Below are 4223 nucleotides of genomic sequence, written 5' to 3'. Positions count from 1 at the left end.
ACGTTTTCTGCTTTCGGGGCCGCAAGGGCGATTTGATCAAGCTGTTGCGATACGACGGCGACGGGTTCTGCCTGTACGCCAAGCGCCTGGAGCGGGGGCGTTTCGTCTGGCCGGGCGCGCGCGAGGGTGTCGTTCACCTCACGCCCGCCCAGCTGGCGATGCGTAAGCGTGAACCGGAAACTGCGGTCACTGGCTTTGATGCGGTGGCGGATCTATGAGTCCCGGACCGGCAGCTCGATGCGCCATGGTAGCAGCTCGTCGATCCGGTTGATCGGGTGATCGGCGGTCCGCGACAGCACCGCGGTCATGTAGGCCATCGGATCGACGCCGTTCAGCTTCGCCGTCTCGATCAGCGTGTAGAACTTCGCCGCCCGGTGGCCGCCGGCTTCCGAACCGGCGAATAACCAGTTTTTTCTGCCCAGGACCAAGGGCTTGATGCCACGCTCCGCGGCGTTGTTGCTGATCTCCAGATGCCCGTCGTCGACGAACCGGGTGAGCGCGGTCCAGCGGACCTTGGCGTAGCGCAACGCGTCCGCCATCGGGCTCTTGGTCGGGAGCTGACGCAGGCTCGTCTCGATGTAGGCCCAGAAGGCATCCAGGACCGGCTTGCTTTCGCGTTGGCGCACGGCGCGGCGCTGGTCGGGCGGGCAGCCGCTGATCCCGCGTTCGATGGCGAACAGCTGGGCGATCAGGTCCAGCCCCTTCCGGGTGAGCGCGGTCTCCTGGGTGGCGTGGACGTCGTGGATCTTGCGGCGGGCGTGCGACCAACACGCGACCTCGACGATCGCCGGCGGCGCGCTGCCGTTGGCCTGATAGAGTTGGTTGAACCCCGTGTAGCCGTCGGCGTGCATCGCGCCCTTGAAACCGGCGAGTTCCGTGCGCGGATGCTCGGCTTTGCGGTCCGGGGTGTAGCGGTATAGGGCGGCCGGCGCGGCCTGACCGGCGTGCGGGCGCTCGTCGCGCAGGTAGATCCACTGATGACCGGTCTTCGTGCGGCCGCGGCCGGGATCGAGCGTTGGGGCGGGCGTGTCGTCGACGTGGATGTGGTCGCCCGCCATCACGTGCTTGCCCGCCGCCTCGACCAGCGCGTCGATGAGCTCGGCGATCTTGCCCATCCAGCCGGCCATCAGCGTGCGGGTCAGGGTGACGCCGGCGCGGGCGTAGATCTGCTCCTGCCGGTACAAGGGTAAGTGGTCACAGAACTTGCTGACGATGATCTGGGCCAACAGCTCCGGCGAGGGCATGCCGCGCACGATCGGCAGCGAGGGCATGGGCGCCTGGACCATGGTCTCGCAGCAGCGGCAGGACTTCGCTGGCCGGATGTTCTGGATGACCTCGAACCGACCGGGGATGTAGGTCAGCACCTCGGTTTCCGTCTCGCCGACCTTGCGCAACTCGCCGCCGCATTCTCCGCAGGTCTCGCCGGGATCGTGCACCACGGGCTTGCGCGGCAGATGCTCGGGGAACCGACGGGTACCGCGTGAGGCCGGCTTGGCCGGTTTCGCGTCGCGCGGTTTGTCGGTTTCCGCGTCGTCTGCTGCTTTGGGGGCCGTCTCGCCTGGCGCCGCGTCGTCGACGCCCTGATCGCCGGCGGTTTCGGCTTCCAGGTCCTCGATCAGCAGTTCCATCTGCTTGATCTCGCGCTCCAGGCGCTCGGAGGACCGGCCGAACTTCATGCGCTTCAGCCGGGCGAGCTCGATCTTGAGCTTCTCCAGCTCCAGGACCTTGACCTTCAGGCCCTCCTTGGCGGCCGTCAGCTCGGCGTCCTTCGCCGCCAAAGCCGCCTCGTTCGCGACGATCAGCGCGTGCAATTCGGCGACGTTGGTGGGCAGATCGGCGGGGCTCAGCGGCATGATTTAGAGTACCGCAAACCCCGCCAAAACACCATCAAAAAGCGCCGGAAACTGCCAAAAATCAGCCGACGCGCTGGGGCTGCCAGGTGCGCTGCGGCGACCGCCAATCGATCCCTTCCAGCAGCATCGCCAGCTGGGCGGGCGTGAGATGCACGACCCCCTCGCGCGCGCCCGGCCAGACGAAACGCCCCTGCTCCAGGCGCTTGGCGTACAGGCAGAAGCCGTCGCCGTCGTACCGCAAAAGTTTGATCAAATCGCCCTTGCGGCCCCGAAAGCAGAAAATGTGGCCGGCCAGCGGGTCCTTTTGCAGCACCTCCTGGACCAGCAGACTTAGGGAACTCATCCCCTTTCTCATGTCCGTGCGGCCGAGCGCGAGGTAGACCCGGGTGCCGGTCGGGACGCTGATCATGCCTGCTCGACCGCGGCGACCAGGCGCATCAGCGCTGCCGGCGCGATCGTCTCCAGAACCCGCAGGACGCGACCGTTGTCGAGCCGGATCTCCACCGTGCCGGCGGATTGGCGTTCATCCGGTGCAGCGTGCTCGGGCTCATGCGCTCGGCCGGCGTCATGTCCGGCGATCAGGCGAACGGCCGCGAACCGGTCCGTGCCGTGCACGCCCTGACTTTCCCGGACCTCGCGGCGCCACTGGAAGAGCTGCTGGGGCTGCATGTCGTAGCGCCGCGCGACCGCGCTCGCGCACACCCCCGGCATGGACGCCTCGGCGACGATCCGCTGTTTGTCCGCCCACGACCACCGTCGACGCCGGCGGCGGCCGGTGATCACCTCAACCCGTTCCATCGTGATGGTACTACCCACGTGATTACTGACGTAACGAGCGCAAGCCGCGCCCGAACGCCCATTTCACGCACACTCCATCACGCCGCGGTAGGCAGTCCTCGGCGCACGCTTACGAAGCGCTCGCGCAGCCGGGAGACGATCGGCAGCAGGGCTTTCACGTCGGCGGTGTTGCCCGGCCAGGTCTCCGAGCAGATCGGCCGGCCGCGCTGGTCGACGACGACCGCCAGGATGAGCTGCTCGAGCTCGGGCCGGCGGTCCTTGGAATGGCCCCGCGCGCCGAGTTCCGCGCCACCCTCGCCGTAGAAGAACAACGAGGTCGTGTCGACGAGCACAAGCTCCAGGTCGTCGAACAGGTTGCGCCGGCCGTCGAACAGCCGTTCCTCGATCACGTCCTTGGTGCTGCGCGTCGTCCGCGCGCTCTCGTCGTCGGTTTCCAGCGTCTCGCCCAGCCAGGCCATGGCCCGGTAGAGATGGTGAAGCTGCAGCTCCTCGCTGCCGGCCACGCCCTCGTCGCGCAGCCAGTGCTCGCACGCCCGGTCGGAGCCGGGCGCGACCAGACGGTGCAGCACAGTGGCGAACACCGCCCGCTCGATCGGGGCCGAGAAAGCACGCTCCTTGAGCAAGTCCTGGATCACCCGCTGGCACCCCGTTTCCTGCCAGAGCCGCTCGAACACCACCGCCGCGCCGATCCGCTGCGAGCGGACCTGATCCAGCTCGCCATCGCGCGCCCCGGCGATCACGGCCGCGCTCTGCGCGAACTTGCCGCCCGACTTGAGCAGCTCATCCAGGCTGCCGGACGCCTGCAGCTCGTCGAGACGCCCGAGGGAGGCCAGCTGGCGCTGCCGGGTGCGGCCGCCCTCGCGACGGTTCTCCACGAGCTGGATGTAGGTGTGGCCCTTGTTGACCTTCTTGCGGAAGAACACGGCGGCCTCCTTTTAGCCACCGCAATCGTGCCAACGCGAATCAGCCCTGGCAACGGGCCCGGACCCTAGCGTTGGCACCACACAGACGGGGGTTTTGCGAAACCGCCCTCTCAAAACCCGCCGCAAACTGCGACCGGTATTCTCAGCACACCGGGGTTACTGTTGAAGATCAGTCAAGGCGCGGATCGTCCAGGAAAGCTTCGCGCCGGGCGCCAGCGTGAGCGCGGTCGCACGCCGCCATGGCATCTCCCCGCAGCAGCTGACCGGCTGGCGTCGGGCTGCGCGGGACGGGCTTCTGCCGCTGGACCCGAGTTCGCGGTGGCTAGACGGAACTTTTTACTTGGTTTTCCTTCTAAGTGCCTGGATATGAACAAAGAATCGAGTTTTGGGCGGTACCGTGTACCCATGTAAATGACGGGGTTCGTTCTTGACATCGTGCTCTAGGTACGATTCGCATAGGCTATGTACATCGAGTCGGTCCCCAATCGCCAGTCGCCGCCCGCCGTTCTGCTGCGGGAAAGTCGCCGCGAGGGCGGCAAGATCAAAAAGCGCACCGTGGCCAATCTGAGCGGTTGGCCGACGGACGTGGTCGAGGGCCTGCGCACCCTGCTCAAAGGCGGCGTCGCCGTTGAACGCGCCGAGCAGGCGC

Annotated in this window: 6 protein-coding genes and 1 pseudogene; 3 read left to right on the top strand and 4 right to left on the bottom strand. The window is 67.1% G+C overall.

Annotated elements, in window-relative coordinates; all coding sequences use genetic code 11:
* The coding region (tnpB, locus tag CKO28_RS26890) for an IS66 family insertion sequence element accessory protein TnpB (RefSeq protein ID WP_200344451.1) at positions 1–218 on the top strand (218 nt) is incomplete at its 5' end.
* Here the strand turns inward: tnpB (CKO28_RS26890) and tnpC are convergent.
* From tnpC to CKO28_RS26870, 4 genes are all read right to left on the bottom strand, one after another.
* A complete protein-coding gene (tnpC, locus tag CKO28_RS26885) occupies positions 213–1853 on the bottom strand; it encodes an IS66 family transposase (protein ID WP_200344449.1) in 1641 nt (546 codons plus the stop codon). The genes tnpB (CKO28_RS26890) and tnpC overlap by 6 nt on opposite strands.
* A 61-nt stretch (positions 1854–1914) precedes the next feature.
* Positions 1915–2262, bottom strand: coding sequence for an IS66 family insertion sequence element accessory protein TnpB (gene tnpB / locus CKO28_RS26880; protein ID WP_200344447.1), 348 nt, complete (start codon positions 2260–2262; stop codon positions 1915–1917).
* Positions 2259–2651: an IS66-like element accessory protein TnpA gene (tnpA, locus tag CKO28_RS26875; RefSeq protein WP_200344445.1), complete on the bottom strand. Its 393-nt coding sequence runs from the start codon at positions 2649–2651 to the stop codon at positions 2259–2261. Before tnpA ends, tnpB (CKO28_RS26880) begins: the two co-directional genes overlap by 4 nt.
* 77 nt (positions 2652–2728) lie before the next feature.
* Positions 2729–3574: an IS1634 family transposase gene (locus CKO28_RS26870; protein ID WP_200344443.1), complete on the bottom strand. Its 846-nt coding sequence runs from the start codon at positions 3572–3574 to the stop codon at positions 2729–2731.
* Positions 3575–3755: 181 nt separating this feature from the next.
* Between CKO28_RS26870 and CKO28_RS29705 the strand changes: the two are divergent.
* Both CKO28_RS29705 and CKO28_RS26860 read left to right on the top strand, forming a co-directional pair.
* Positions 3756–3944, top strand: a pseudogene (locus CKO28_RS29705) (transposase); the annotation flags it as partial.
* Positions 3945–4036: 92 nt separating this feature from the next.
* Positions 4037–4223, top strand: a 187-nt coding sequence (locus tag CKO28_RS26860; protein WP_242480851.1) for an IS1634 family transposase N-terminal domain-related protein, incomplete at its 3' end; no start/stop codon positions are given.

Origin of the sequence: Rhodovibrio sodomensis (assembly GCF_016583645.1) — a bacterium.
GTDB classification, from domain to species: Bacteria; Pseudomonadota; Alphaproteobacteria; order Kiloniellales; family Rhodovibrionaceae; genus Rhodovibrio; species Rhodovibrio sodomensis.
The sequence above is the reverse complement of the archived record's forward strand: the minus strand, read 5'-3'. Positions and strand labels throughout refer to the sequence as shown.

What these genes read in the sequence shown, in the direction of transcription:
- tnpC (WP_200344449.1), bottom strand. Translation starts at nt 1,853, where the DNA reads ATGCCGCTGAGCCCCGCCGATCTGCCCACCAACGTCGCCGAATTGCAC.
- tnpB (WP_200344447.1), bottom strand. Translation starts at nt 2,262, where the DNA reads ATGATCAGCGTCCCGACCGGCACCCGGGTCTACCTCGCGCTCGGCCGC.
- tnpA (WP_200344445.1), bottom strand. Translation starts at nt 2,651, where the DNA reads ATGGAACGGGTTGAGGTGATCACCGGCCGCCGCCGGCGTCGACGGTGG.